The sequence below is a fragment of the Rothia uropygioeca genome (genome assembly GCF_004136585.1).
GTDB lineage: Bacteria > Actinomycetota > Actinomycetes > Actinomycetales > Micrococcaceae > Rothia.
In genome coordinates, this window is record NZ_NOIR01000002.1 from 835320 (window position 1) to 861795 (window position 26476).

Below are 26476 nucleotides of genomic sequence, written 5' to 3' on the forward strand. Positions count from 1 at the left end.
TTGGTTGGTTCATCCGGACCAGTCGCCGGGTAGGACGACGGGCCCCCGACTTCAATGTGTCGGGGGCCCGTTGTTGGGTCTCCTGGGAGACTGGAAGTCGAATTATCGAACGGCAGCCAGCAAACGCTGACTGACCTCGTCGATGCTTCCGAGTCCATCCACGCGAGTCACGATGCCTCGTGCCTCGTACAACCCGACGATCGGCTCGGTTTCCTGGGCGTAAACCTCCAGACGGTGACGGATCACCTCTTCCGTGTCGTCGCTACGACCCTGATCCTTGGCGCGTCCGAGGAGACGCTGAACGAGCTCCTCGTTGTCCGCAGTCAGCAGCAGGACACCGTCGATCTTCTGACCCAGGTCATTGAGGATCGAATCGAGTTCCTCGACCTGCGCCGTGTTGCGGGGGTAACCATCCAGCAGAAAGCCGTGACTCGCGTCCTCCTGGGCCAAGCGATCCCGAACCATGCGATTGGTGACCGAATCGGGAACCAGGTTACCGGCGTCCATATACTGTTTGGCCTCACGACCCAGTTCAGTTTCTTCCTTGATGTTGGCCCTGAAGATATCGCCGGTGGAAATCGCCGGGATCGACAATTCCTCGGAGATCTTGACGGCCTGTGTTCCTTTTCCGGCGCCGGGAGGCCCGATGATGAGCAAACGGTTCATCGCAGAAGTCCTTCATAGTGTCGTTGTTGCAACTGAGCGTCGATTTGCTTGATGGTGTCCAGGCCGACGCCGACCACGATCAGCAGCGATGTGCCACCGAACGGGAAATTTTGGTTCGCATTGAACATCACGAGTGCGATCAGAGGTATCAGCGCCACGATGCCCAAATACAGCGATCCCGGGAGGGTGATGCGGTTCAGGACGTATCCCAAATACCGCTCGGTCGGACGCCCGGCACGGATCCCGGGGATGAATCCGCCGTACTTCTTCATGTTGTCCGACACCTCTTGCGGGTTGAACGTGATCGAAACATAGAAGTAGGCAAAACCAACGATCAACAGGAAGTACAAGATCATGTAGAGCGGGTGATCGCCCTTGACCAGGTTGCCGTTGATCCAATTGACCCACTCAGGAGGAGGTGTTCCGTCCTTGGGAGTCGAGAACTGCCCGATCAGCCCGGGCAACATCAGCAGGGACGACGCGAAGATCACCGGGATCACGCCGGCCATGTTGACCTTCAGCGGGATGTACGTGGTTGTGCCGCCAATCGTGCGCCGGCCGACCATCCGCTTGGCGTATTGGACGGGAATTCTGCGCTGGGATTGTTCGACGAACACCACCGCGACGATCACGACGAGACCGATACCGAGGATCGCGGCGAAAACGCCCCATCCCTGGGTCTTGAAGATCTGGCCGAGCGCGGACGGGAAGGAAGCGGCGATCGACGTGAAGATCAGCAAGGACATACCGTTGCCGACGCCCTTCTCCGTGATCTGCTCGCCCAGCCACATGATGATGCCTGTGCCCGCGGTCAGGGTGATAATGATGACGATGATCATGAGGATCGAATCATCCGGGATAACCGGGAGCGGGCAGTTGCCCAGCAGAGCACCCGAGCGAGCCAACGAGATGATTGTCGTGGCGTTCAGGAGCGCCAGGCCCATGGTCAGGTAGCGCGTGTACTGGGTCAGCTTCTGCTGGCCCTGACCGCCTTCTTCATGCAATTCCTGGAATCTCGGAATCACGACTCGAAGAAGCTGCACGATGATCGACGCCGTGATGTACGGCATCACACCCAAGGCGAAGATCGACAATTGTAGGAGCGCGCCACCACTGAAGAGGTTGACCATGTCGTAGATACCACCGGTGGTACCTCCCATGGCGATGCACTGCTGGACGTTCCCGTAGTCAACACCCGGCGCTGGCACGAAAGTACCGGCGCGGTAGATCACAATGACCGCGAGTGTGAACAGCAGCTTGCGTCGTAGGTCGGGGGTTTTGAACGCCCGTCCGAAAGCGCCGAGCACTTGGCCTCCTGTAAAAGTTTGTTCAGTTGGAATCCCGGCGATTGCCGTCCGCAGACAGCTGCCGAGCCAATAGGTCCCTCGTCAGTCTAACGGCAATGCGTCACGGGAACCCGATTACGTCCGTCACTCCGCCACAACGCGCCGGGATGCAGACAAGATGAGGCCCCTCCCCGGACTTCCGGGGAAGGACCTCATCCCTATGAAATGCCTTCGAGCATCAGCCCGATCGCAGTTCTACTTGCCGGTTGCGGTGGCGGTGCCACCGGCGGCTTCGATTTTCTCCACAGCGGATGCGGAGAGCTTGTCAACGGTGACGTTGACCTTGACGGTCAGGTCGCCTTGGCCCAGAACCTTGACGGGCTGGTTCTTGCGAACCGCACCCTTGGCCACGAGGGAGTCGACGGTGATGTCGCCGCCCTCGGGGAACAACTCCGAGATACGGTCCAGGTTTACGACCTGGTACTCCACGCGGAACGGGTTCTTGAAGCCACGGAGCTTCGGAAGGCGCATGTGCAGCGGAAGCTGCCCGCCTTCGAAACCTGCCTTGACCTGGTAACGAGCCTTGGTGCCTTTGGTACCACGACCAGCGGTCTTGCCCTTGGACCCTTCACCGCGGCCCACGCGGGCCTTGGCTTTGTGAGATCCCTTGGCCGGACGCAGATCGTGGAGCTTGATGGCCTGGCGCTCTTCGTTGGTATCTGCCATTTTTACTTGACCTCCTCAACCTTCACGAGGTGAGCGACGGTGTTGACCATACCGCAGGTCACCGGATCGGCGGTGCGGACAACCTTGTTGCCCGGACGCTTGAGTCCCAGTGAGCGCAGAGTGTCGCGCATGTTCTGCTTCTGGCCAACGTAGGACTTCATTTGCGTGATCTCCAGCTTCGAATCGCTGGGCTGAATACGCTTACCGGACATTACGCACCTGCCTTCTCATCGCGCATGAGGTAGCTGGGGATGACCTCGTCGTTCGGCAGGCCACGGCGGGCTGCAACGGCAACGGGCTCTTCCAGCTGACGCAGGGCCTCAATGGTCCCGTGCACGATGTTGATCTGGTTCGTGGAACCGAGGGACTTGGACAGCACGTCGTGGATGCCAGCACACTCGAGCACCGCACGCACCGGGCCACCGGCGATAACACCGGTACCGGCCGTAGCGGGTCGGAGCATAACAACACCAGCGGCCGCTTCACCCTGCACGCGGTGCGGGATGGTGCGGTCCTCGACGCGGGGAACGCGGAAGAAGTTCTTCTTGGCTTCTTCAACGCCCTTGGCAATGGCCGAGGGAACTTCCTTGGCCTTGCCGTAGCCGACGCCGACCAAACCTTGCCCGTCGCCTACGACGACGAGTGCGGTAAAGCTGAAGCGACGGCCGCCCTTGACGACCTTCGAGACGCGGTTGATGGTGACAACGCGCTCGATGTACTTGTCCTTTTCCTCATCGCGGCCACCGCGTCCACCGCGGCCACCACGATCGTTACGGTCATTGCGACCACGGCCGCCGCGCTCACCGCGGTTGCCGCCGCGACGGTCGTCGCGCTTCGAGGAGTTATCTTTCTCGGAGTTCTCAGTTGCAGCGTTGTTCTCTGCCACCTGATTTTCCTTTTCGTTTGCGGTCTGCTCGCTCACAGTGCCAGCCCACCTTCCCGGGCGCCTTCAGCAACAGCGGCCACACGGCCGTGGTACTTATTGCCGCCACGATCGAATACGACGGACTCGACGCCGGCGGCCTTGGCACGCTCGGCGACCAGCTCGCCAACGCGCTTGGCTTTGGCGGTCTTGTCCATATCGGTTGCGGAACGCAACTCGGCTTCCAGGGTGGATGCCGAGGCCAACGTGTTGCCCTGAGTATCGTCAATGACCTGCACGAACATGTGCTTGGTCGAACGGAATACCGAGAGACGGGGACGCGCGGCGGTACCGGAGACGTGCTTGCGAACGCGCGTGTGGCGACGCTTGCGAGCAGCGAACTTCGTCTTATTAGCCATGTTTACTTACCAGCCTTTCCGACCTTGCGGCGGATCTGCTCGCCCTCGTAGCGAACACCCTTGCCCTTGTAGGGGTCGGGCGCGCGGAGGCTTCGAATGTTGGAGGCCACCTGGCCGACCTGCTGCTTGTGAATACCGGAAACGGTGAGCTTGTTGTTGCCCTCCACGGTGAAAGTGATTCCTTCCGGAGCCTTTACCGAAACGGGGTGGCTGTAGCCCAGCGCGAATTCCAGGTCGGAGCCCTTGGCCAGCACACGGTAACCGGTGCCAACGATCTCGAGCTTCTTGCTGTAACCCTCGGAGACGCCGATGACCATGTTATTGATCAGCGTGCGGCTCAGGCCGTGCAGCGAACGAGACTCGCGTTCGTCGTCGGGACGGTTGACTGTGAGGGTATCTCCATCGAGGGAGACGGTGATCGGCGAAGCGATCTCCTGGGAGAGTTCTCCCTTGGGACCCTTGACGCTCACGAGGGAGCCGTCGATCTTTACCTCAACACCAGCCGGCACCGAGATGGGGAGACGTCCAATACGTGACATTCTTCTCTTCCTTTCTCTTGTGACCGACTACCAGACGTATGCCAGGACTTCGCCGCCCACGCCCTTCTTGGAGGCCTGCTTGTCGGTAAGCAACCCCGAAGACGTGGACAGGATGGCGATGCCGAGGCCACCAAGCACCTGAGGCAGGTTGGTGGACTTCGCGTAAACGCGCAGGCCCGGCTTGGAAATACGACGAACTCCAACGATGGAGGACTCGCGGTTGGGACCGAATTTGAGGTCGAGAGCGAGGGTCTTGCCGACCTCTGCCTCTTCCTCGTGCCAGTCCTTGATGTAGCCCTCGGCCTTGAGGATGTCAGCGATCCGGGCCTTGAGCTTTGAGTACGGCATGGACACGGAATCGTGGTGTGCCGAATTAGCGTTGCGCAGACGCGTAAGCATATCTGCGACAGGATCTGTCATGGTCATGTGGGCACTTGCCCTTCCTCGTTACGGTTTCCGCTCTCCGGAAGACCGGAAGCGGACCTGAAACGTAGCAGTTAGTTGGTCTTGAACGGGAAACCGAGCTGGCGGAGCAGCGCGCGTCCCTCGTCGTCGGTCTTGGCTGTGGTAACCACGGTGATGTCCATGCCGCGCACACGGTCGATCGCATCCTGATCGATCTCGTGGAACATGGACTGCTCGGTCAAACCGAAGGTGTAGTTACCGTTGCCGTCGAACTGGCGATCCGAGAGTCCGCGGAAGTCACGGATTCGGGGAAGAGCCAGGGAAATCAGACGATCGAGGAATTCCCACATACGGTCTCCGCGAAGAGTCGTGTGGCAGCCGATGGGCTGGCCTTCGCGCAGCTTGAACTGTGCGATCGACTTCTTGGCGCGGGTCACCTGAGGCTTCTGACCCGTGATGAGGGTCAGATCGCGCACGGCCGAATCGATGAGCTTGGAGTCGCGTGCAGCTTCTCCGACGCCCATGTTGACAACGACCTTGACGAGCTTCGGCGACTGCATGGGGTTGCCGTAGTTGAACTGTTCCTGCAGCGCCGGAACGACCTCGTCCTTGAACTTGGTCTTGAGGCTGGGGGTGATCTTGGTTTCGGTCATTAGAGGTCCTTACCCGAGCTCTTGGACACGCGCACGCGAACGGTGCGGTTACGTCCGTCACGCTCTACGGTCTCTTCGCGGTAGCCAACGCGGCTGGGCTTCTTGGTCTCGGGATCGACGATCGCGACGTTGGACACGTGGATCGAGGCCTCGACCTTCTGAATGCCGCCACCTTCACCGGTGTTGGGATTGGCCTTGGTGTGCTTGGTGACAACCTTGACGCCCTCGATGAGGACGCGATTGGTCTCCGGGAATACCTTCAGGACCTTGCCCTGCTTGCCCTTTTCGGAACCAGAAATGACCTGCACCAGGTCACCGCTCTTGATCTTAGCCATGAGTTAGAGCACCTCCGGAGCAAGCGAGATAATCTTCATGAACCGCTTGTCGCGCAGCTCGCGCCCGACCGGCCCGAAAATACGGGTACCGCGGGGCTCGCCGTCGGTGTTCTTGAGGATCACTGCCGAGTTCTCGTCGAACTTGATGTAGGAGCCGTCAGCACGACGGGTCTCCTTCTTGGTACGAACGATGACGGCTTTGACGACGTCACCCTTCTTGACGTTTCCGCCAGGAATTGCGTCCTTGACGGTGGCGACGATGATGTCGCCAATACCTGCGTAGCGACGGCCAGATCCACCGAGAATACGGATAGCAAGGATTTCCTTGGCTCCCGTGTTATCGGCGACCTTGAGCCGTGACTCTTGCTGAATCACTGAATACTCCTGTCGTCTCGCCGGTTCTCACGACGCCGCCAGAAGATCTCTGACTGACGCGACGTGGGCCTTGCGGAACACTGTGTTCGGGATGATTGACGCACCGGTCTGCCATTTCATCAGGAATGGAAGTTGGCGGTTGCGCCTGGGACTGTCCATGCCAGGAACATCTGGTCCCGCTTCGATGGCGGGCGCATGCACCCGTTGACAGCGGCATTATGCACTGGCACGAAAAATCCGTGGTTGCGCGCAGGCCGAGTCGACCCACACAAGTAATCAAGGCTACCACAGGGCAACTCCCCCGAACAGGGCCAGATAAGCCACAACGACGGGAGGTACTTGACGTTCATCACCTCTCCGTCGGTTGAGACGACGACCGGGGCCGTGGCGGGTCATTGCGAACCGCCTCGGCCCCGATATTGTGCGCCATCAGAGGACTGCGCGAGGTGCACTCAGCGCGTCGCCAGATCAGTGCGCCTTCTTGCGCCGAAGAGCCACCACCGCGGTGCCGGCAGCCGTGGCCGCCGCGCCCAGGCCGGCAACCCACATCAGCTTGCCGGCTCCAGTGCTGGCCAGGCCGGACTGCGTGGCGGGTGCGGAACCCTTCGAGACGGCCGGGGTCTGAGAGTTCACCCCCGTCCCGCTTGTTGCGGTCTGGCCCTGAGAGCCCGAGGCCGATTCGTTGCCGGTCGGGCTGTTGGCGCCGGCGCCGGCTCCGGCTTCATCGTGATCAGCGATGCTTGCCGGAGCCTTCTCGCCAGCGTCACCGGCATCTGCAGGATCACCAGTGGCGGCGGGCCCTCTTCCGCTCTTCATTCCGTCATCCTTTCCGGTCTCCCCTGACGGGGCTCCGGAACCCAGCTGACCGGGTTCCTTATCCGCCCCATCAGCGCCAGGCGCCTTCTGCCCCGAGCCCGCGCCTTCATTTCCGACGCCGGGGTCCTGCTTTACCGGGTCGGTCGGGGTCGGGCTTGGCGTCGGGTCCTGCTTTACCGGGTCGGTCGGGGCCGGGCTTGGCGTCGGGTCCTGCTTTACCGGGTCGGTCGGGGCCGGGCTTGGCGTCGGGTCCTGCTTTACCGGGTCAGTCGGAGGAGGCACCATCTCGCCGACCTTCGAGTCAACCAGAGTGCCGTACCCCTGGAACACCTTCGTCGTCGGGGTCACGCGCTTGGCTTCGGGTGCATCACACGTCGGTTGTGCGACGCTGATCTGGAAGTTCGCGCCACGGCTCGCGTCGCCCTCTTTGAGGGTGCCTGAGAGGAAGGAAAGCGTGTGCGTTGTTCCGGGACCCCAGGCGCCTTCCTTGACGGTGGAGTTTGCCGTGGTCGGATACGGCAGGTTCATCTCCCACTTCCCCTGGGCGTCCGCCTCGACGGTTGCGATCACTGCATTGCCATCGATGGAAACCGTACCCTTGTCGTACTTGACGGCCACCGTGGACCCTCCGGTTCCATTCGGGTGCTTCCACCCCGTTCCCGAAACCTTGATGGCCTGCCCCTCGGAGACCACGGTGGCCCCCGTGACCTTGGCCCCTGCGTCTTGCTTGGACTCGACGGTCTTGACGCTTACATCGGCGCCTGATGCACCCTTGTTCTGGCCTTTGACGGTTCCGGTTGACGTTGCGGTCAGCTTGACGAGAGTGTCCGCGTTGATCGGGGTCGGCTCGGCGGGCTGCCAATCAGCGGGTGCGCCCTCAGTTGCCTTGTTCTGCACGCCCAAAACGGACGTCGAGGAGGTGGTGAACTTTCCGGTCCGGTAATCGATGGTGAAGGGCACTTCCGCGTTCTTGTACGCCCCACCCTTGTCGACGGCGAACACACCTTTGGGGGTCACAATCACGTCGTTAACACCGAAGGGAGCGTCCACGGAATTTTTGGGAACGATAGCGGCGACGGTGTGGGTGCGGCCGTCAATCACATATACACCCCTGTCAGGAGACTTGCCGTCGAAATCAGTGAGGTAAACGACGTCGTTGTCCTCATCCGCGTCCAGAGACAGCGCCCTTCCACCAAGATCGATCCACTTCTTGAACTCGCCCGTGGTCTTGTCATAGACACCCACACCGGAGTTCTTCCCTTTGTCGCCCTGGGACGAGACATAGATTTCATTGAGCGAGTGATCCGCCACGACGTCGGAGGCGTAGAGATTGGCCTCGGGATCATGCTTATGGAGCTTGACCACCTGAATCGGCTTCGAGAGGTCTTTCAGGTCGTAGATCTTGACCTCATCCCTCATACGGACCGGGAAGTAAGCCTTCCCTTCAGATTCGTCCACCCACATATTCATGACGGTCGTGGCCCTGTCCTCGACATCGGCCACGTTGATCTTCTGCAGGAATGCGTAGGTCTTTGTATCGAAGACCACCACCGAACCCCGAACGCCAACGAAGGCTTTACCGTCTGCGATGCGAACCTCGCGTGGATGGGTGAATTCAACCTTCGCGCGCTCCTCGGGCGAAAGCCTGGAGGTCGAAAAGACCTCCTTCAAGGTGGCCTGGTCATAAGCGGTGACCTCGTTCGCAATGGTGTTGGTCACCCATACCGTGTTGTTCACATCGTCCACATCGATCCCGAAGGGCCCCTTGAGCTGAACACCAGCAACCTCAGTCCCGCCCCTCGGAATATACGGCACGGTGTCCAGGGCAACGGTCTTCTCGATTTTCATGGTCTGCGGGTCGATCTTGGCAAGAGTGGCCGTGGTGTTGGCCCCGCCAAGGGCCGTACCGGTGGCCCAGAGAGCGTCATTCTTCTTCGAATACGCCAGCTGGTACTGTCCCGGCAGGCCTTGGGTCTGCTCAGCACGGACATCGAAGCTGCGATACTCGCACGCTGCCGAGGCTGCACCGTGAGCCGGAGCCGTTGCGGCGCCCACCCCGTCTGCCTGCGCCGCCGTGAGCGTGCCCGCGAAAGTCAGGGCCGTTGCCGCAGAGACAGTCGCCCATACCTTGAATCCTCGAGGGCGGAAATTGTTGTAAGAAAACATAGTGATCCTCATAGTTTTCTGGATGCGATTGATGTCCATGAGCCATCGGCGGGAATATCGGTTCGTTTGCCGCATTCGCAGAAACCGGACCGGATTATCACAACGACAACCCTTGGTACGTGTTAAAGCTAACCTACTCTCGCGCTTAAGGTAACCTTAGTTATCGTTGCAATGTGCTTTCCTCGGGGACGACCAGGGGCGCACCGGTCACGGGGTCTTCCACGACCAAGGCGTCGAGGTCGAACACGTCGCGGATCAGGGCGGCATCGACGATCTCACGGGGCCTTCCCTGGGAGATGATCCTTCCGTCCCGCATCAGGACGAGTCGGGTGGCATACCTAAAGGCGAGGTTGAGGTCGTGGAGAACCATGACGATCGTTCGGCCCGTGCCATGGAGTCGGCGAGTCAGATTGAGCACCTCGACCTGGTGAGTGATGTCCAGGTAAGTGGTGGGCTCATCGAGCAAGATCAAGGGTGTGTCCTGGGCCAACGTCATCGCGATCCAGACCCGCTGGCGCTGCCCGCCGGAAAGTGCTTCCAAGGACCGTTCTCTGAGTGACAGAACATTCGCCGCTGTCATCGCGTCGACACACGCGCGTTCGTCCTCATCGGTCCACGCACGCAACAGCGACTGATGCGGGTAACGCCCACGAGCGACGACGTCGGCGACGCTCACCCCCGAGGGAGCCTCCGGGGTTTGCGGCAGCATCGCCAACACCCGGGCAATGTCCTTGGTACGGCTCTTGTCCATGGCGGCGTCGTCCAGGAAGATCTTTCCCGCGGATGGAGTCAGCACCCGTGACAGCGTCTTGAGCAGAGTGGACTTTCCACAGGCGTTCGGCCCCAGGATCACCGTTAGCTCGCCGTCGGGAACCTCGAAGTCAATCCCAGGGAGCACCGCGTCCTGCCCGTAGCCCACGGTGATCCCTTCGGCGCGCAATCTGCTCCGACGAGCCGTCGTTTCGTTCATGCTCTCCTCCGTTCCATGATGATCAGGTACACCAGATACAGGCCGCCCAACGCGCCGGTCACCACGCCCGCGTTGAGCGAAACCGGCAGGAGATACTGGCCCGCCACATCCGCGCAGAGGACGATTACCGCCCCCATGAGTGCCGCGGTGATCAGCCCTGCGCCGCGCGAGGGGGTCAGGCTCCTGCCGATGTGCGGGGCCGCCAGTGCCACGAAGGCCAGCGGGCCGGTGATCGAGGTGGCCAGACCGACCAGGAGCACTCCCACGAACATCCCGGTCACTCGCCACGCGTTGACCCGTATCCCCCTCCCGACGGCGAGTTGGTCCCCGAACCGGAGCATCGCCATCGGCCTGGAAGCCTTCATCAGGAGCGGGGTCAGAATCAGGAGCCCGGCCGCAATCAGGAGCGTTTTGCTCCAATTCATGGTGTTCAGAGATCCCGCGAGCCAGGAGGCTGCGGTCTGCGCCTGCGTCAACGAAGCCCGAACCACCAGGAGCGAGTTGACCGCGCCCAACGTGGCTCCGGTGCCAATTCCGATCAGAACGAGTCGGTATCCTCGCAGCCCGGTGCGCCTGGTCAACAGGTACACCACGAGGGCCGTGCCGAATCCGCCCAGGATCGCTCCGGACGCGACACCGAGTGGACCGGCGTCGAACACGAGGATCTGCAACAACGCTCCCGTGGCCGCACCATGGGTGAAGCCGATGACGTCGGGGCTGCCCAGGGCGTTGCCGGAAAGAACCTGGAAGATCGCACCAGAAAGACCCAGCGCGGCGCCCACCCCGATCGCGGCGACCACCCTGGGCAACCGGACCTGGTTCACGAAGTAGATATCGAGCCGGTCTCCCCTGCCCATGAGTGCCTGGTACACGCCCGAGGGGCCGAGGTCCCGTTCGCCCTGTGTCATGGCCCAGGCCGAGACCGTCACCACCACCAGGACGAGAATCAGGTGCACGACCAGCTGGCGAACCGGGATGTCCGCGCTGATGCCCCGCCTCACCGAGAGGACGGAACGGCCCGAGAGGTCCTTTCGGAACGGTCCTTTGCCGATTCCCCGACGGTTCGTTGTCGCGCTCACAGGGACCTCACCCGCCGACCGGACATCATCGCCATGAACAAAGGGCCTCCGGCCAGGGTCGCGATGATTCCTACCTGCGTCTCTTGCGGTGCGATGACGATACGGGCCAGGACGTCCGCCGCCAGCAGCCATGCGGGCCCAGAAGGAGGGACCCGGCGTTGACCCATCGGACGTCATTGCCCACCGCCCGGCGGACCACGAATGGGACGGCCAGTCCCACAAAGGCCACCGGGCCCATGGCCGCGGTGGCCGCCCCCGTCAGCAGGGCCACGGAGACCAAGGTGATCGTCTGCGTCCTGACGAGTCGGACGCCGAGTGCGACGCCGGATTCCTCCCCAAGGGCCAAGGCATTGATCGAAGGGCCCACGGCAACGGCCAGAATCAGCCCGAGCGCAATCATGGGGCCGACCGACTCCACGATCGCGATGTCCCGCCCCTCAAGGGAGCCAGCGACCCAGAGTCGAAACTCGTCGAAGGCGTCCCGGTTGGATAGGACCAACGCCTGGTTGACCGCGGCCAGAGCCGCGGAGAGAGCAACACCCGCGAGCGCAAGGCGAACAATCGATCCCGTTTCCCCACGGCCTAGGACAAAGACCCCGGCGCCGGCTACGGCCGCTCCCACGAGCGCCGCGAGCATGTAGAGGTGGATGTTCAGCGGCCCGAACAGCACCACGGACAGCACGACGGCGACGGAGGCGCCCGAGTTGACACCCATCAGCCCAGGTTCCGCCAGGGGGTTGCGCGTCAGCGACTGCATCAGGGAGCCCGCGACTCCGAGGGCCGCCCCGCAGAGGAGACCCAGCAGGGTACGGGGTATCCGCTGTTCCATCACGATGGTGCGGGCAGTAGCCGAGCCCGCCCCGCGGAAGACTTCGGCGACGTCGGAACCGGTCAGCCCGTTGGATCCGAAGCGCAGCGAGGCAAGAACGGACGCCACCGCACAGACCCCGAAGAGTCCGCACCAGACGACTCGACCCAGCGAATGCCGCCGCCCATCCGAGACCGTCATGGAGTCGACCACGATGGCAGTGCCACGAGAGGGATGATCACCTCGCACCGCCGCCTAGGATTTCTGAGTCGTGGCGCGACGGCGTCGGACATACCAGACGGTCGCGGCGATCAGGGCCATGACAACGAAAGCGATGGTGCCAACCCAGGGGAATTCAACGGAATCTTTCTTGGTTTCGGTCGAAGCGTTCTCGGCGTGGCCCCCGGTTTTCTTGGCTGTGGCACCCGGGCTCGCCGTTGCCGTGCGCTTCGACTTGTCCTTGGCGTCGTCGCTCTTTCCGCTCTCCGCGTTCTTGTTCTCTGCGCCGTCGTGATGCTCCGAGCCGGACTCGTCGCCTGCGCCCGAGGACCCGGCCATCAGCCGGTCGTATTCTTCCTTGGAGATCGGGTGGCCGTCGGCATCGACATACTCGATCGCGTCGTCGCCCCGGCCGTTCTCGCCGGCTCCCCCGGTCTGCTCCCCGGGCTGGCTGAGGTTCGGTCCTTGCCCGTTCCCGGACGATCCTTCGCCATTGCCCCCGTGATTCGCCGCATGATCGCCGGATCCTGCATCCTGCCGCGTGCCTCCGGAGAGAATGTCTTCCGACGTGACGTTATAGCGGTGACCCCCCGAGGAGTTCTGGTTGACCCCGGCCGTGGTGAATTCCGGGCTGATGTTGGTGAAACCCTTGCTTCCCTTGCCCGGTAGGAGCTCCGTGGCCAGGAAACGGAGGGTGTGCTTGCCATCTTTCAGGTCCTTCGGCAGGATGAACGAGCCGTCCACGCGGCCGCTGCCATCTGATTTCTGTTGGTGAACCACGCACGCGCCCTGAGCGGCGTCGGCGGGACATGCATTGCCGTTGTCGATCTTGACGTAGACCTGCTCGTTCTTTGGGAATCCGGTCAGGGTGAAGTGGATGGTGTCACCGGCTTTGAGCATGCCCGGCGAGACGGAAGACGAGGTACCCTGCGTGCTACTCTTCGCGCCGCCCGGCGGAAGCGCAGAGGATGCCGTGATCCCCAGCAGGAGAACGCCAACCACGGTCCACAGGACCATGAGTGACCGATGGAAGTGCGAGCTGATCATGATGGTTTCGATTCCTTCCTTATTCCTCTGAAGTCTCCGAAGTAGGATCGGATGGCTTGCGAGTCGAGTACAGAATCACGGCCAGAAGAAGTGCCCCGGCGAGTGCGAGCAGCACGTTGTTCCAGGTGAAAACCTTATGGATGAACGTTGCTTCCTGCCCGTCCGCGCTCTGCTCCTGAAATTCCCGGTCCTGCGAGTTCCGCGCCTGGCTCCGAGCAGACGGGGAGACCGAGGGGCTTGCCGTGTGGTGAGAGGCCTTCGGGGATTCCTGGAGCGCGGCCGCAACACGTTTGGCGGGCCGTTGGGGTTGATGCCCCAAGGAGTGTGTGGCCGGAGCAGGGGCTCGGAGCACGCGGAGCACTCGGGCGTGGCGCGGGTTCTGGTCCTGGACCCGGCCCAGGTTCGTCATCTCACGTACGGCCGCAGCGCTCACGGGGGCCGCGGCGGAAGCGCTCGTCTGCCCCGATCGAGACTCGTTGCCGGACACCGTTGCCGCGTTTTCCCGGGGCTGCCGCGGCACCGTCGACCCTTGAGCGCGATTGTCATTGACAGGGCCGGCACCAGCCTGTGAGTTTCCGTGGCTTTCGGGAATCGTGAGCAGATCCCAACCCAGCAAGCTTCCGAAGTCCTCGCTCTCTCCGCTCTGGACCACGAGGCGGTAGTCGCCCGCCACCGCGTCGTCGGGCAGGTCGTAGCTCAAAGAGCGGTTCGAATCCAGGCGGGTCCAGCCGTTGCCCCACTGGCTACGAGGCGCTGCCTCGGCGTAAGGGGTGGCCCTGACCCATTGCCTGGGTTGACCACCGGGCACTTCGACCGTGATCCGCGTGCCCTCGCGGTTCACCCGGACGCCCCGGCGCGAGCCCTCCGAGAGTTCATCGAGTCCGAGCGCGGGCGGTGCATCGTTGGGACGGTACTCGCCTAACGTGAAGTCGAGGACGCCTCGGCCACCAAAGCTCATGGAGAGATCGCCAGGGCGGAGGGAGCCCGAAAGAAGGCGCAGGGTGTGGCCGCCTTCGGAGAACGCGGGTGACGATGTAGAGGTCGTTCCATCCGGCAGGGCGATCCATGTGTCGAGGACCCCGGTGGACGGGTCAGGATCGACGAGTGCCCAGATGGTCTTGTTGGAGTGAATTTCTTCGTCCCGTCGGGAGATCGCGCCGTCATCCAGTTTCACCGCGACCTTAGGGGCCCCCGTCTGGCCACCGGGGTTGCACCATCCCTCGCCGACCAGATGGACCTTCTCACCGCGGGCGATGGTCTTGTTCTCTATTCGTGCGGTGGGCCGGCTCGCCTGCGTGGTGCATTGGACGTCCGAGATTTCCTGAATGGGCTCGGCCGCCTCTCCATTGACCGGGATCGGCGCGGTGACGGCTCGACGCTGCACATCCCCGTCAAGGTTCCGGCCGGACTGCGCCGTGATGGTCATGTATTGCCCGGTCTTGCCCCGGCGCAACTCGTCGGGAGCTTTGACGGTGATGTCGAAGGATCCCGTCGGGTCGATCGTGTACAGGCCGTGTTCGGGGTCCTCGGGTCCCGAACCCTTCGGGATGAGAAGAACCCAAGAGGTCGGATCCTTGGATTTCCCGAGAGAGGCCAGATGATCGCTGATGGCCTGGTCGCCACGGGAGTATTGGTCGATGCGCCCGGATGGTGCCTGGTAGTTGACCTTGATCGACACGATGGAGCCGGACTTTCCGTCTGCCGTCTTCCATCCCTTGCCGACCAGGTGCAGCGTGGAGTCTTCCCCGGTGGTGAAGGGCGCGACGTCGATGGTTGCCGGCGCGCCGGAATCCGCCGACGACGTCGCAGAAACCCACGGCAGCTCTGAAGCGGGCGACCCGGCTTTTCCGGACACCGATACCTTCAGAACGGCGTTGCGTGGCAGGTCACCGTCTTTGAGGCTTCCGCTCAAGAAGTGGATCATGTGGTTGGTACCAGGGAGCCATGGCTTGTCCGAGTTCCCCTTCGTGGGGAAAGGCAGCTCTGCGGAGAAGGTTCCATCGGGGCCGGCCTCGAATTCGCTGACGACGCTCTCGCCGTTCACGGCCACGGCGCCTTTGTCGTATTTCACGGCGATCCGGGCTCCCCCGGCGACGGAATTCTTCCAACCTCTGCCTTCAACGCGGATCTTGCCCTCGACGTCGACCGTCCGGGGCCCGGAGACCTCGGCGGTTTGTTCATTGGTCTTAACGGACTGTCTGTTCGATGCGTCGTCGGCCGCGGCACCGGGAAGGACCAGCCATGCGGTCAGGACCAGGAGCAGAGCGAGCAGGAGCGAGAGGAGTACCCTGGTGTGCGAGCGAGAGCGGGCGATGGTGCGAGAGGATCCGATATTCATCATGGGTTATGGAGTTCTTCGATTACTGGCAGGAAAGGTGCCGGAGCCGCTCAAGTGACCCCGGCCGACTTGGTCGCTCAGGGGAGCTCGGCGAGAATGTCGTCGACGATGCCGTTCATCAGCAACGGGCCGCCGGTTGAGGTCCAACGGGATCCATCGACGGTGATGATGTGGTGGTTCTTGTAGGCGGACAGGTCGGTGAAGCCCGAGGTCTCCTCGGCCGTCTTGAGCACCTGGACGGCACCGTCCCGGTCGGCAGTGGAGTCCGAGTGCGGATTCGCCTGGCTAGCGCCGCCTAGCGTTCCGAAGAACAGGTAGTCCGCGTCGATGGTCGCGAGGTTCTCCAGGGAGACTGGATCCGAATGTCCCCTCCCCTCACGGTCCTGGGATTGCGGCCGCTTCAGGCCGAGCCCCTCCAAAACCTGGCCCGCCGGAAGTTCTTTGAGAATCAGAGACGGACCACTGCCCTGCCACCGAACGATCGAGAAGGTCTTGTCCCCGTAAATCGGTGCGAGGTGAGCCTTGCCCTGTTCGATCTTGTCCCGGAAAGCAGTCTTGACTTCCTCACCCTTTGTTTCCAGGTTCAGCGCGCGGGCAGCGGTATCGAAGTTCAGCTCCCACGGACCGCCGGCGTAACCGCAGAAGACCAACGGAGCTATCTGACGCAGGATCTCCAAGACGTCCGGTCTATTGTTCACGCTGGTCCCGTCAACGATGATCAGGTCGGGCTTGAGGCTGGAGATCTTCTCGTAGTCCAAGTCCCCGATGCCGCCGACCAGAGGAATGTCCTTGGCCTTTTCCGCCAGATATCCCGGGACGGAATTCTGTCCACGGCCGGAGACGGTGCCCACCGGGGTGACGCCCAGCGCAAGGGCCGCGTCCAGGGTGGGCTCGGACAGCGCGACAACGCGACTCGGCTTCTCCGGCACGCGCACCTCGGCGTCATCGATGTCCTTGACCACGCGCTCGGAAGTATTTTCGGAGTGCCCGCCTGAGGCGAAGACGCCGCATCCGGTGAGGCACACCATGGTAATCACCGCGACCACCAGGGCGATGACCGGCCTCAAACGATTCCGTGGAGTGCGATCACGCCGACGCGCCGAGTGATTCATTATTAACCGTTCCCTTATCCCTTGATATGGCTACCCTCAGTTTACTGTCTTTTCGCGGTTCTTGTCATCGCTGAGCTGGCTTGGGGAAACGTTGGGAACGGCCCGAAAAAAGGTCCTCGCATCGGCAGTCCTCGGATTGATTTCTTCGCTCAAGTCCCTGCATTCATGTCACTCCTGAGGACCCGTCGCTCGGTCCCATACAGCACACGGAATGCGCAAGGTCGCAGGGATCGTGAGCAGAACAAGAAGAAGTACAGCGCAGCCAGCCAAAGCTCCGGATACCATCGGATAAGTTCCGGAGCTCCATCCCATGGCAGTAGTGACGACGACTACTCCCCAGCCGCTGAACAATGAACGCTGCACCATGAACAGGGAGGTCGCGGCATCGGTCCGATGCGCCTCTATCTCCCAGAATGCCGCACCCTGGGTCAGTAGCACGGTTTGGCTCAGGGCCACCCCGAAGCAAAGCATGAGCACGGCCGCGCCCCAACCCCCAGCAATGGGTGAAAAGATCAACGCCGCTAATGCGAGGAATCCGCCGCCAACAGAACCTGCGAGCACCACGGGTCGCGTTCCGAACCGCGATTTGAGATGGAGCATGATCTGACCGCCCACGAGCAAGCCCAATGTCTCCGGAAACATCATGAAGCCGATCTCGTGCGGCGGTACTCCACGCCCGCCAAGTACCAGAGGCAGTGCGAAAAGGAACCCTGCGAGACCCGCCGAGGCGCAGGAGACGATCCAAGATCCGGTGCGATATGTCTGCAACCGAAAAAGACCAAGGTCAAAGGCCGGTCGGCAGACCCGTCGGGTACGACGAACTGCACCAAACACTCCGAGTGCGCCGATAAGCGTGAGTGCAGCCGCCAGAGCAACAGCCCCGACTTGGACAGGTCCACCCGGGTCGAGACCGGCAACCAGCAGCGGGCCTCCGATAGCCAACGCTCCGCAGGAGAGACAGCCCGTGATTAGTCCGTAAACATCGAATTTGCCTTTCGGCTTCCCTGATCCAGATTTCAGTTGATTGTCCGAGGGCGACAAAGGTTCCTGGTCAGGCTCGGAACCGAGTCTGGCCGGCGTCAGTAGCATCAACGCAGCCAACGTGGTAAGCACCGCCAAAGGAAACATAACTCCGAAAATCCAGCGCCACCCCAAGTGCTGGACAATCATTCCCCCAAGTACTGGTCCGAGCATTGGTGCAATTGTCAGAGGAACCAGAGTGATCCTGGCAATGCGGAGTCTCTGTTCACCCGTGGCTCCTCGGTACATCATTGCCAGGCCAACAGGTACGAGAATCCCGGAGCCAGCACCCTGAACTGCACGGCCTAAGACCAGGACTTCGAGGCTTGGTGCAAGCATCGCTATCAGCAATCCAGTGGCGAAGACGGCCAGGCAGCATACGAAGGTTCGGCGCGTGCCCAGCGTCGCTCCGGCCCAGCCTGCCATAGGCAGAGTAACTGCAGAGGCAATGAGGAAAGACCATTCGACTGCGCCCAGCGCGGGGGCAGGGACGCTGAGCTCCGTGGCAAGATCCGGCAAGGCCGGATTGATCACGGTGCCATCGAATCCGTTGAGGGCCATCGCCAACAGATAGACGATAATCGCAACGACAGGGCACTTTTGATTCGATTGACCCATGGACACAGCGTCCTGAGTTGGACTTTTCCGGCTCATTGCCGGTGCCTTTCGCGGTTCGGTCCGACCGCTCCGGGCCTGCACCCCGTGGCTTCTTCCGATACAGCCGTACGTCGCTCCCCCGGAAGTGGCTCAGGTTCATCCCGGTCTGATGAATGTGATCCACGCTTCTCGATGTGACCTGCCAGAGTCCGCCCGATCTGCGCCAAAGGACCGGGCTGGGTCATTTCCCGATGAGTGCAATCGATGTCATGAACGTCCAGACGGCCGTCAAGGAACCGATTCCACTCACGAGGGTCATGGTCGGGTCCGATCCCGGCTCGAGCCGCCCGGAAGAACAACACATCACCGTGAAAGTCTTCGTGCGAGTACTCACGCAAGATTCTGGCTGTGTTCCGGTATGTCCTGACGAGAGCCGCGAGCGTCCTTTCTGGGAGCCCTGCCATGGGAGAAGATCCGTCGGCGAGAATTCTGCCCAGTTCGACGATTGCCGTTTGTTCGCTCGCGCCTTCCCAGGAGCATCCAGCCAATGCGGAGTCATCGAGACCAGCCATCGCAAGAACGGCCGACACTGCATCGTCGAGCGGAGGCTCTCCTACTCCGCTCTCTGCCTCCGAAGGATAAGCATCGAGCAAGCTGACCGTCCCGACCTCGGCACCGGCCGCCTGCAGCTGCGCAGCCATGACATGGGCGACCATTCCGCCCAACGACCACCCCACCAGGTGGTACGGTCCGTGAGGTTGGATTTTCCGGATGGCTTGGACGTAGTCCCGGGCCATTTCGGCGAGGGATCGAGGCTGGGCCTCGGGATCAAGAACTCCACGCGCTTGCAACCCCCATACTGGAAGATCATCCGGAAGGAATTTGGGCAAGCCTGCGTAACACCACGACAGTCCGCCTGCCGGATGGATGCAGAACACTCCCCCATTCCTTGAAGGACTCAGTTGGCGGGCACGACCCAACGGCAGAAGTACCTGGAGGTCCGCATCAGACCTCTGCGAGCCCTCCCCAACATCAAGAACGCGGGCCAGCAGCTCAGGAGTTGGGTAGGCCATCAGCGTTCCGACACGCAGATGCTGCCCGGTGGCTTCACAAATTGCAGCGGTGGCGGGCACTGCAAGCATGGAGTGTCCCCCAAGATCGAAAAATGAGTCTTCAGCCGAAACCGTCTCCAAGCCGAGGGTTTCGGCAAAGCATGTGGCCACGATACTTTCCGAGGCCCCCAGAGGCGGCCGCCCCTGGCTCCGACGCTCGGCCGGTGCCGGCAGCGCGGCCTCGTCGAGCTTGCCCGTGGGAGTCAGCGGTACCTCGGAAATCACGACGACGGCGGACGGAGTCATCTGAAGAGGCAACAACTCTGCCGTTCGCCGTCGCAGAGCCATCGGATCTGCCGTTGCTGGATCGGGGCCAAGAACGTGGAGGACAAGCCGCTCGTCGTTTGTTCCTATTCCCTCAACACGCACGTGGGCCCAGACGACGTCCGGCAAAGACCTAGCCGCCGCTTCGATCTCCCCGGGCTCAATCCGAAATCCTCGCAGTTGAATCTGCCGATCCGAACGCCCGCGGAAATCCAAGATGCCATCGCGCCTGCGGACGGCCAAGTCGCCACTTCGGTACATTCTTGCCTGACTCGGGAGCAAGCCTGCTTCTTCGAGCATGGATGGGTATCGAGCAGCGAAGGGATCGGGAACGAAACGTTCCGCGGTCAGCTTAGGCCGAGCAGTATATCCAGCCGCCACCCCCGCCCCTCCGACATGGATTTCTCCCACGACGCCGTCCGGGACGGGATTGCCGAACTCGTCCAGAAGGTAGACGGAGAGATCCGGGATAGGTTCGTCGACCAAACTGATTCCGCCATTCTCAGGCTCCAGGCTGTCATAGTCCAAGGGCATATAGGTCACGTGGACGGTCGTCTCGGTGATTCCATACATGTTGACGATCTGCGGACTGCTCGGTTGGTGACGCTGATGCCAGTCACGTACCACGGCCGGATCCATCACCTCACCGCCCAGGATGATCGTGTGCAAGTCCCATGAGGACGTGCACGACGTTCGTCCTGTGAGCTCCGCCCCTGGATCGACATCCGTCTGAGCACCCTGACCCTCTGCGAGCGCCTCGTCTTGCGCCACGGAGGCCTCGGCCAGAACCAACTGCCCAAAGGCCGACGGGGTCTGGTTAAGGACTGTGACACGTTCCTTTCGAAGCAGACGCAAGAAGTCGTCCGGGCTGCGGCTGATCGACCGAGGTACGACGACTACCGAGCCTCCGTGCAGCAGCGCCCCATACATTTCCCAGACGGCGAAGTCGAAGGCGAAGGAGTGGAACAGGGTCCAGACATCGTCCGAAGAGAAATCGAACCAGTGCTGAGTAGACCGGAACAGACGGAGGACATTGGCCTGGCTTACGACCACGCCCTTGGGACGGCCGGTCGAGCCTGAGGTGAACACGATATACGCAGGATCCTCCGGGCGAGGAACACGGTCCTGGGCGACACAAGATTCGACGACGGACCGCCTGGTCGAAGCGGCTTTTCCACCATCGGCGTCGTCGGACAGTGACCCTAGTTCTATGAACGTCGCCTCGGGTGCAGAAGCCTTGAGCGCATCCACGAATTCGGGAGAGAGCGAAGCCCCCGTTCCCAGCTCGTCTCCAGCTGCGTACAACACCGCCTTCGGTGCGCTGTCCTCCAAGGTACTCCGCAACCGCCCTATCGGATACCCCGGGTCTAGCGGAATGTAAGCGACCCCCGCTCTCAGGCACCCGAGCATTACCGTGACCTGACGGGGTGACCGCTCCACCAACAAAGCCGCTCGATCACCAGGTCCGAAGCCACGGAGGATCAGGCAATCCCTGATCCGGGCGGACTCGGTGTCCAAGTCTGCGTAGCGGAGTTCGGTACGCTGACCGGAACTCGCTACGTCCTCGCCGGTCGGGTCTTCGAACGGGCAGTCAAGAGGCGAAGGCGGACCCACCACAGCGACGCGGTCAGCGTACTCCTCAAAGCTCCGTTCAATCGCCTCGGTCAGAGACTCGGATTCCCCTGCCCGATGCAGGGCCCTGTATTCGAGCATCCGCTTGGCTTCGTTCTCGGCCGTGAGCCATGCGGTTTCGACCAACGGTCCATCACCGATCCGGCTCTCGGGATGTTCGACGGCTCGACGCAACAGCTTCTCGAACCAAGTCGACAAGTCCTCTACCGTTTGGTGATCGAAGATGTCCGAAGCGTATTCGAATCGAATTTCGATTTTGTCCCCGTCTCCGGGCGCATAAGAGATCTCGCACGTCAGATCAAATTTGGCTGTTCCCGTGCCCAGAGTCTGCGGATAGGCGACGCCCACGTCGGTTCCGAAGTCGACCGCATGGTCGCCAATGTTCTGACTCACGAGCATGACCTGGAACAACGGATGACGTGAGGGGCTACGATCTGGAGCCACAGCGCGTACGACCTCGTCGAATGGCGTTCGCGAGCGTTCCAACATCGTCAAGGACTCTTCTCGAACACGCTCGAACAATTCTTCGAAGCGAGGATTGCCAGAAGTGTCCGTGCGGGTCACGAGGGTATTGGCCACGAATGCGACTTGTTCCTCTTCGGCCGCAGAAGCCCGGTTGCTCGAGATCGTGCCAATAGGCACATCGGTTCCGGCGCCTGTTCGCGTCAGAAGTGCCGCCAGTACCCCCTGGAATATCATGTGCGGAGTCAGGCGGTGGGCACGAGCCACCGAGTAGAGAGCCTTACCAACGGCTCTGTCGAGCGTCATCCGGACCTCGCCGCCGACGCGGTCTCGTATCTGTGGCCGCTCCCTGTCGGACGGAAGCGCAATTTCGGTCGGAATCCCGGACAATGCCGATTTCCATGCCTCCAGCTCCGCGTCCGACGCGGCTCGGTCACCGCGGGTTTCGTCTATCAGCACCTGTGGAGTGCAGGAATCGATGGGCTTTAGAAGTGGGCCAGTTTCGACGGCAAATTCCGACGCATCCCCGCTGGCGTGAACTCTGTAGGCTGCGGCGAGCGTGCTGAGGACCGGGCCCAGGGACCAGCCGTCGGCGGCGATGTGGTGAAGAACCAAGACCAGCCCCTCACCCCGGTCGGCGCAGACACGCCACGCTCTCAACGGCAACTCACGGCTGACATCAATCACGAGATCCAAAGCGTCGACCAAGTCCGGGTTCCCCACCGACTGTGCCGCCTCGCGCACTCGAAGAGCAGCCTCAACTTCCTCACGTCTCCATTCGCGAATTGTGGGGCGGCCTTCGTCGTCGGCGGGGAAACTGCAATGGAGGTTGCGCCAACGCATCGCCGTGTCCACCAGAGCCAGGGCTAGGGCCTCCGGGTCAAACACACCAGGAAACCGTAGAACCACGGGGATCGAATACAAAGCGGATGGACCCTCGAGCTGTTCGAGGAACCACAACCGTCTTTGAGCAGCTGTCAACGAATTCGTAGAACTTGGGGATTCGCCGGCTTCGCGACGCTCCACGTCATCTGGTCCGGATCCGACGAGAGGCTTCACACCCAGGTCTGCATCTTCACCGATTCTGACGCTGTCATGGGTCTGGAGCGAGGAAGCAATCTCCCCAATCGTCGGAGCGGCAAACACTGACCGGAGGTCCGGCCCATTCATAGTGGATCTGGGTCCGTGACCCCCCTCGTATTGACGAAGCCGGCCCACGAGGCGCGCGGCAGTCAACGAATGGCCTCCAAGAGCAAATAGGTCGGAGTCGGTCTTCAGAGACTGCGGATCCCGTCCAAGGAGTTCTCCGAAGACCTTGGCCACACGACGTTGTACCGGATCCATGTCAGCCCATCCGAGGCCTCGGCCGTCGTAGTCCGCTAGCCTCAATGGAAGACTCTGCAGCTGTTTCCGGTCGACTTTGCCACGCTCGGTTAACGGCAAAGCTTCCAGCCGTATGAGGGCGGTAGGGACCATTGCAGAGGGAAGACGGTTTCGCAGGGAAGCCAACAGCCTCCGACGTTCCCCCTCGTGGAGAGGATTGCCGCGGACCACGTAACCGACCAATATCGGACCATGGCCAGCGTCGCGTACTGCGACAACCGCCTGTCGCACGCCAGGCAGATCGAGGAGTGCGCGCTCGACTTCCTCAGGTTCAATGCGGACTCCCCGGAGGGAAAGCTGGTTGTCCGCCCTTCCCAGGAAGGACAACGCCCCATCCCGCTCACGGCGTACAAGGTCACCGGTGCGGTAGGCGCGCGTTCCATCGGCCATGTGAAAAAATGCATGGTCTGTCTCTTCGAGCCGGTCCAGGTATCCGCGGCTCACTGACCCACCGGCTACGGCAAGTTGCCCGGGGAATCCCGTAGGACATTCTCGATCCCACCCATCCAGGACGAGCGAAAATTGCCCGGGAAGACTGTGTCCGATGCTGGGCCGGTCGTGGTCGCAGATTGCAGCTACTAGGGAGTCAACGGTGTTCTCCGTCGGACCGTAAGCATTTGCAGTGAGCACTCCCGTTCCAGCAATCTTGCGGAGACGGTCCCACAGGGAACCAGAACAGGCATCACCGCCAATGAATACGCTGGTCACCGGGTCTGTGCCGCCTGGATCGAACCCAGCATCAAGCAGGTGCTCGAGTACGGCTGGGGAAATATCCATGATGTCTGCCCGGTGCTCACGGATTGCGGCAATATGCAGGGCGGCTTCGCGCAGACATTCTTCGGAAGGGACCAATAGAGTGTGGCCGAGCAACCAAGTGCACATTGGGCTCAGCCCTGAGTCGAAGGCAAATGAATGTTCGTGGACAGACACCATGGGTTCTGTCTGGCGTCTCGCTCCCTTGTCGGCTGCCTGATGACGATCCTTGGCCCGGAGACATGCCGGCAGGTACAGACCACCTACGGTGCGCATGAAGTGGTCGAGATTCCGGTGTTCGACGACGACCCCTTTCGGCGTACCCGTCGAGCCCGAGGTGAACAGAACATAGGCGACGGCGTCTTCCGAGACTGCCCCGCTGCGCTCCGCGTCGGTCACTGCGCTAGGATCGCGGCCTTCCAGGCTGGCGCAGGTTTTCGGGTCGTCAAGATCAATGACCATCGGGACCGGTTGATTATCCGCCACGGCCGTACGGTCGGCGTCTCCGGCGATCACCACGGCCCGGGGCTTGGCGGCAGCAATAACTGCTCGAATACGGCCGCCCGGCCAAGCCGCATCCATGGGAACGAATGCCGCACCGACCTCCAAGACGGCAAGCGGCGCAAGAATGCCCCACGTATTTCTGGAAGTGAGCACCGCCACTCGATCGCCTGGGACAATACCGCAGGCGAGCAATTCCCTTGCAAGTTGATGCGTACGGACTGAGGCCTCTGTGCGTACAAGGTCTGCATCAGGTCCAATGAGTCTGCCTCCCGTACCGATGGGGTCCGAACCGGAGTGGACGAGGGACGTGGTTCCCCTCAATGCTGACGTCGGCTGGGAGAGATGCCGAATCAAATCGACGATTCGAAGGCCTTCGACTCGTTCCATGGCATGATGCGCGAAGGGCCCGGGACGATCCAAGATATTGAGTGCAGAAGCCGTTGATTCCGCTCCGTCCTGCGGAGGGCGACGGATGGGGAGCTCACGGAGCAGAGCTTGTTCCTCTTTCCTCCGACTTCTGGTCAAGGCTTCGTAGAGAGCACCAAAAACCTCGGCCATTCCGCGTAGGCCCGTGTCGTCCACGGATCCTTCGGGAGTCTGCAAGACGGCTTCAGACCGGCTTGAATCCCCGGCCCGCACGTCCAAGACCAATCCCTCAACAGGTCCGTCCCATACGGGACGAGCGCGCCCGGAAGCAGCTCCCCAAGTCACTGCTCCATTGAACGGAACGATGTTCAGCTCTGCTTCGACCAGTGCACCTCCAGGGCCCACCTCACGATCGAATCGTAGGGTTTCCTGTCGAAAGCGCTGGTGCGCACTGGCTTCTCGCCAGGCCTGACTGACTCGGTCCAAATACGTCCCGACGCTCTCGTCCGGATGGGAGGTCAGGCGTACCGGGAGCATATTTTGGGCCGTGCACGGAGTTTCTCTCAACACGGCATCGCCGCGCCCCATCATGTGCACTCCGATGAGTGTCTCCTCCTTGTTTCCAGCCGCCATCACTGTCAGCCCCAAAGCACCAAGCAATAGGACAGGATCAATCCGCCACCCACCCTTCGGCTCATCAACTACGGTCCGCACAGACCGACCGCTCAAGCCACGAGGCACAACTGGAACGACGTCCTCTTCCGGCTCCTGGCCGGTCCAGAATGTGCGATCCTCGCTATGGGCCTGGCTTCCTTCATACGCGGAGAGCGCCTCGATGGCGTGACAAAAGCCATCCAGGTCATCCCAACTGGGCAACACTGTTGTTGGGTCCGGAACGCTGTCCGGGTCCGCCGTCGCTGCCGTGCAGGCTTCGGCCAATGCTTTGGACAACAGAGAGAATCCGAAACCGTCCAAGGCCAGGTGGTGTACGCGGAGGAACCATTGCGCTGATTCCGGACCGGTCACCAACAGACATGCATGGCTGACGACACCCCGGTGCAACGCCGGCGCGACATTCAAAGCCCGTTCGATCCAGGCACGGGCTGCCTCGGCTGGGTCTTGAGCATGGCTCAAGTCCACGATCTCAGGGACCGGAGGGCACGCATCAAGAGAGATCCGTGGCACGTCTGCGCACGCGTCCACCGCATGATTCCCAGGAGGTTCGGCCTCGCAAGTTTCTCCCCCAGTCTCGGTTGTTGCAGTTATCCGCATTCGGAGTGCTGGCACTGAGGCAAGGACGCCGGCTACGGCCCGTTTCCAGGCCACTACATCGATCGGCCCGGTGAGCTCCGTAACCTCAGAGACCATGAGATCAGCTGGATCTTTGGACAACCGATGTGCCATCCAGAGCCCTTGTTGGGCCGGCGTCATCGCGTATGTGTTGCTCAGCCTGGCTTGAATCGCAGCCAGCTTTTCAACCGCTGAATCGTTGCGTTCTGGATTGAGAGAAGCATGAGCCGAAGGTGCCTCGGGATTCATGGTGGTCCTTTCCGAAGAATACG

19 protein-coding genes and 1 pseudogene are annotated in these 26476 nt (G+C 61.7%); all 20 read right to left on the reverse strand.

Annotated features, from left to right (window positions below; translation table 11 throughout):
- Nucleotides 1–102: 102 nt before the first annotated feature.
- Nucleotides 103–666 (reverse strand): adenylate kinase, encoded by a 564-nt coding sequence (locus tag EWR20_RS08030; protein WP_129360077.1) that lies wholly within the window; start codon nucleotides 664–666, stop codon nucleotides 103–105.
- On the reverse strand, nucleotides 663–1973 hold the full coding sequence (secY, locus tag EWR20_RS08035; RefSeq protein WP_129360078.1) for a preprotein translocase subunit SecY: 1311 nt from the start codon (nucleotides 1971–1973) through the stop codon (nucleotides 663–665). Before secY ends, EWR20_RS08030 begins: the two co-directional genes overlap by 4 nt.
- Before the next feature lie 234 nt (nucleotides 1974–2207).
- A complete protein-coding gene (gene rplO / locus EWR20_RS08040; protein WP_129360079.1) occupies nucleotides 2208–2678 on the reverse strand; it encodes a 50S ribosomal protein L15 in 471 nt (156 codons plus the stop codon).
- Between the two features lie 2 nt (nucleotides 2679–2680).
- Nucleotides 2681–2890: a 50S ribosomal protein L30 gene (gene rpmD, locus EWR20_RS08045; protein ID WP_129360080.1), complete on the reverse strand. Its 210-nt coding sequence runs from the start codon at nucleotides 2888–2890 to the stop codon at nucleotides 2681–2683.
- Nucleotides 2890–3600: a 30S ribosomal protein S5 gene (gene rpsE / locus EWR20_RS08050; protein WP_129360081.1), complete on the reverse strand. Its 711-nt coding sequence runs from the start codon at nucleotides 3598–3600 to the stop codon at nucleotides 2890–2892. Before rpsE ends, rpmD begins: the two co-directional genes overlap by 1 nt.
- Nucleotides 3597–3959 carry a 50S ribosomal protein L18 gene (gene rplR, locus EWR20_RS08055; protein ID WP_129360082.1) on the reverse strand — a complete coding sequence of 121 codons (363 nt, stop codon included), beginning with the start codon at nucleotides 3957–3959 and terminating at the stop codon, nucleotides 3597–3599. The genes rpsE and rplR overlap by 4 nt, the downstream gene beginning before the upstream one ends.
- Before the next feature lie 2 nt (nucleotides 3960–3961).
- Nucleotides 3962–4498, reverse strand: a complete 537-nt coding sequence (gene rplF, locus EWR20_RS08060) for a 50S ribosomal protein L6 (protein WP_129360083.1) — start codon at nucleotides 4496–4498, stop codon at nucleotides 3962–3964.
- 27 nt (nucleotides 4499–4525) lie between these two features.
- Nucleotides 4526–4924 (reverse strand): 30S ribosomal protein S8, encoded by a 399-nt coding sequence (gene rpsH, locus EWR20_RS08065; RefSeq protein WP_129360084.1) that lies wholly within the window; start codon nucleotides 4922–4924, stop codon nucleotides 4526–4528.
- Between the two features lie 71 nt (nucleotides 4925–4995).
- Nucleotides 4996–5556, reverse strand: a complete 561-nt coding sequence (gene rplE, locus EWR20_RS08070) for a 50S ribosomal protein L5 (RefSeq protein WP_129360085.1) — start codon at nucleotides 5554–5556, stop codon at nucleotides 4996–4998.
- Nucleotides 5556–5891 carry a 50S ribosomal protein L24 gene (rplX, locus tag EWR20_RS08075; RefSeq protein ID WP_129360086.1) on the reverse strand — a complete coding sequence of 112 codons (336 nt, stop codon included), beginning with the start codon at nucleotides 5889–5891 and terminating at the stop codon, nucleotides 5556–5558. Before rplX ends, rplE begins: the two co-directional genes overlap by 1 nt.
- A gap of 3 nt (nucleotides 5892–5894) precedes the next feature.
- On the reverse strand, nucleotides 5895–6266 hold the full coding sequence (gene rplN, locus EWR20_RS08080; protein ID WP_129360087.1) for a 50S ribosomal protein L14: 372 nt from the start codon (nucleotides 6264–6266) through the stop codon (nucleotides 5895–5897).
- 468 nt (nucleotides 6267–6734) lie between these two features.
- Complete coding sequence (locus EWR20_RS08085) at nucleotides 6735–9248, reverse strand: hypothetical protein (protein WP_129360088.1); 2514 nt, start codon at nucleotides 9246–9248, stop codon at nucleotides 6735–6737.
- 160 nt (nucleotides 9249–9408) lie between these two features.
- Nucleotides 9409–10218 carry an ABC transporter ATP-binding protein gene (locus EWR20_RS08090; protein ID WP_129360089.1) on the reverse strand — a complete coding sequence of 270 codons (810 nt, stop codon included), beginning with the start codon at nucleotides 10216–10218 and terminating at the stop codon, nucleotides 9409–9411.
- On the reverse strand, nucleotides 10215–11297 hold the full coding sequence (locus tag EWR20_RS08095; RefSeq protein WP_202864791.1) for a FecCD family ABC transporter permease: 1083 nt from the start codon (nucleotides 11295–11297) through the stop codon (nucleotides 10215–10217). The genes EWR20_RS08090 and EWR20_RS08095 overlap by 4 nt, the downstream gene beginning before the upstream one ends.
- Nucleotides 11294–12306 (reverse strand): annotated as a pseudogene (locus EWR20_RS08100) (FecCD family ABC transporter permease). Before EWR20_RS08100 ends, EWR20_RS08095 begins: the two are co-directional and overlap by 4 nt.
- 54 nt (nucleotides 12307–12360) lie before the next feature.
- The gene (locus tag EWR20_RS08105) at nucleotides 12361–13371 is read right to left on the reverse strand and encodes a plasmid partitioning protein (protein ID WP_129360090.1); all 1011 of its coding nucleotides are present in this window, start codon (nucleotides 13369–13371) and stop codon (nucleotides 12361–12363) included.
- A gap of 19 nt (nucleotides 13372–13390) precedes the next feature.
- Complete coding sequence (locus tag EWR20_RS08110) at nucleotides 13391–15712, reverse strand: hypothetical protein (protein ID WP_129360091.1); 2322 nt, start codon at nucleotides 15710–15712, stop codon at nucleotides 13391–13393.
- Between the two features lie 74 nt (nucleotides 15713–15786).
- Nucleotides 15787–16821: an ABC transporter substrate-binding protein gene (locus EWR20_RS08115; protein ID WP_129360092.1), complete on the reverse strand. Its 1035-nt coding sequence runs from the start codon at nucleotides 16819–16821 to the stop codon at nucleotides 15787–15789.
- Between the two features lie 168 nt (nucleotides 16822–16989).
- On the reverse strand, nucleotides 16990–18459 hold the full coding sequence (locus EWR20_RS08120) for an MFS transporter (RefSeq protein WP_165000992.1): 1470 nt from the start codon (nucleotides 18457–18459) through the stop codon (nucleotides 16990–16992).
- Between the two features lie 32 nt (nucleotides 18460–18491).
- Entirely contained in the window at nucleotides 18492–26453 is a 7962-nt protein-coding gene (locus EWR20_RS08125; protein ID WP_129360094.1) for a non-ribosomal peptide synthetase, read from the reverse strand.
- Nucleotides 26454–26476: the final 23 nt, after the last annotated feature.

Coding starts and splice junctions, on each gene's coding strand:
- rpsH (WP_129360084.1), bottom strand. CDS start 4,924: ATGACCATGACAGATCCTGTCGCAGATATGCTTACGCGTCTGCGCAAC.
- rplR (WP_129360082.1), bottom strand. CDS start 3,959: ATGGCTAATAAGACGAAGTTCGCTGCTCGCAAGCGTCGCCACACGCGC.
- rplX (WP_129360086.1), bottom strand. CDS start 5,891: ATGGCTAAGATCAAGAGCGGTGACCTGGTGCAGGTCATTTCTGGTTCC.
- EWR20_RS08085 (WP_129360088.1), bottom strand. CDS start 9,248: ATGTTTTCTTACAACAATTTCCGCCCTCGAGGATTCAAGGTATGGGCG.
- rplO (WP_129360079.1), bottom strand. CDS start 2,678: ATGGCAGATACCAACGAAGAGCGCCAGGCCATCAAGCTCCACGATCTG.
- EWR20_RS08120 (WP_165000992.1), bottom strand. CDS start 18,459: ATGGGTCAATCGAATCAAAAGTGCCCTGTCGTTGCGATTATCGTCTAT.
- rplF (WP_129360083.1), bottom strand. CDS start 4,498: ATGTCACGTATTGGACGTCTCCCCATCTCGGTGCCGGCTGGTGTTGAG.
- rplE (WP_129360085.1), bottom strand. CDS start 5,556: ATGACCGAAACCAAGATCACCCCCAGCCTCAAGACCAAGTTCAAGGAC.
- EWR20_RS08115 (WP_129360092.1), bottom strand. CDS start 16,821: ATGAATCACTCGGCGCGTCGGCGTGATCGCACTCCACGGAATCGTTTG.
- EWR20_RS08030 (WP_129360077.1), bottom strand. CDS start 666: ATGAACCGTTTGCTCATCATCGGGCCTCCCGGCGCCGGAAAAGGAACA.
- EWR20_RS08125 (WP_129360094.1), bottom strand. CDS start 26,453: ATGAATCCCGAGGCACCTTCGGCTCATGCTTCTCTCAATCCAGAACGC.
- EWR20_RS08105 (WP_129360090.1), bottom strand. CDS start 13,371: ATGATCAGCTCGCACTTCCATCGGTCACTCATGGTCCTGTGGACCGTG.
- EWR20_RS08110 (WP_129360091.1), bottom strand. CDS start 15,712: ATGATGAATATCGGATCCTCTCGCACCATCGCCCGCTCTCGCTCGCAC.
- EWR20_RS08090 (WP_129360089.1), bottom strand. CDS start 10,218: ATGAACGAAACGACGGCTCGTCGGAGCAGATTGCGCGCCGAAGGGATC.
- rpmD (WP_129360080.1), bottom strand. CDS start 2,890: ATGTCCGGTAAGCGTATTCAGCCCAGCGATTCGAAGCTGGAGATCACG.